Annotated in this window: 2 protein-coding genes; both read right to left on the bottom strand. The window is 42.6% G+C overall.

All coding sequences use genetic code 11. The features are described 5' to 3' along the window. Nucleotides 1–471: 471 nt before the first annotated feature. The gene (locus HXW94_RS18735) at nt 472–774 is read right to left on the bottom strand and encodes a type II toxin-antitoxin system RelE/ParE family toxin (RefSeq protein WP_178368409.1); all 303 of its coding nucleotides are present in this window, start codon (nt 772–774) and stop codon (nt 472–474) included. Further along, nucleotides 752–1,015, bottom strand: coding sequence for an AbrB/MazE/SpoVT family DNA-binding domain-containing protein (locus tag HXW94_RS18740; RefSeq protein ID WP_178368410.1), 264 nt, complete (start codon nt 1,013–1,015; stop codon nt 752–754). Before HXW94_RS18740 ends, HXW94_RS18735 begins: the two co-directional genes overlap by 23 nt. Nucleotides 1,016–1,442: the final 427 nt, after the last annotated feature.

Raw genomic sequence — 1,442 nt, forward strand, 5'->3', positions numbered from 1 at the left:
TATAAGGATAAGGAATAGAGGCTGTGGGTTTCAGCCATTTAAAGTGCTTGCATTTTAATAAAAAAATTCTATTTGAGTCGTAAGTTTAATTCTTTAAATTACTATTTGATATAATTTTGTAACCTAGTATGGAAAAGTTCAGCTCATTGGTTGCAGCCTGAAAAAAAGACCGGGGGGGGGGCAGGTGGTGATCCTGCGCCACGACGTGGATCGGCGGCCGGGTAATGCCCTGAAAACCGCCCGGCTGGAGCATGATCTGGGCATTCCGGTGAGGAGCCTTTCGTAAGGTGAAAGAGCTGGTTGTATGGCTGGATGCGAAATGATCCGGAGATGGGTGGGTTACGGTTTTTTAACCACGGAAGACACGGAAGGGCACAGAAATGAGTTTAGAAATATCCGGGTTCTCCATTGCCTGAAAATTGGATATCCGATCTCAGCGTGCTCTGTAGTCTCATAAAGCAGTAGACTGGATTATCGGGGACTTTTGTAAAGATCGTCATGATCAAGGACCCGAAGAAGCTTGACAGGGAATGTCCAGTCCGGGGCGCCGGTAGACGGATTCAGTGTCGGTTCAAATGAGATTCTATATTTTTTATCTACACGGGCAGACCATGCACCAGGGTCATTCATGATTCGTTCAATTCTCAGACCCGGGTGCATTGGATTGCTTTCGAGAAAATTGAGGGTTTTAGCAATTTTTTTTAAAATTGTTTTCTGTTGCTTGAAACTTTCCAGATCGGAAACAAATTTTTTATTCGGGATCAACTCCGGCATTGTCCCGCTCCTTTTTAAACCAATCCGGCAGTCTGCATTCTTCCGAAGACCGGGCATCCTTGAGTTTTTCTAAACCGGATGCATTAAGCTTGATTGTTCTGTAAAATTCGACCGGTTGAAGAACCAGGGCGCCTCCTGGCTTTATCGTAAGTTCGAGATGACTTCCTTGTGTAATGCCAAGTTCTTTTCTAATGGCCACCGGCAGGCTTATGCTGCCTCTTTTGTCTATGGTAACGATCATGGTGCCTCCTTAAATCCATTTTGTATGTTTAACATATTGTCAAAATGTCACTTTGTCAATGTGTGCGTTGAGGTTGAAGACTGGTTTATTGGGTGCTGGATGCTGGGTTGGTTGCCTTGAGATTTAGAGTGGTTGATCTTTTGATTTTGCAAATTTTCCATAAAAACAAATATGTTGACTGAAAAATCAGGGCCGGATAAGATTTGATTATGAGCTTGCGAAATGATCCGGAGATGGGTGGGTTACGATTTTTTAACCACGGAAGACACGGAAGGGCACGGAAATGAGTTTTGATTTTTGGAGGTGGCTATGAAAAAAATGATTAAGATTGAAATATATCATGATGGTGAGTTTTATTGTGCCAGGTGTATTGATGACTTAGATATTTTCAGCCAAGGGAAAACACTTGATGAAGTGGTTAAAAATA

The sequence above is a fragment of the Desulfobacter latus genome (genome assembly GCF_013389365.1).
Lineage (GTDB): Bacteria > Desulfobacterota > Desulfobacteria > Desulfobacterales > Desulfobacteraceae > Desulfobacter > Desulfobacter latus.

Coding starts and splice junctions, on each gene's coding strand:
- HXW94_RS18735 (WP_178368409.1), bottom strand. CDS start 774: ATGCCGGAGTTGATCCCGAATAAAAAATTTGTTTCCGATCTGGAAAGT.
- HXW94_RS18740 (WP_178368410.1), bottom strand. CDS start 1,015: ATGATCGTTACCATAGACAAAAGAGGCAGCATAAGCCTGCCGGTGGCC.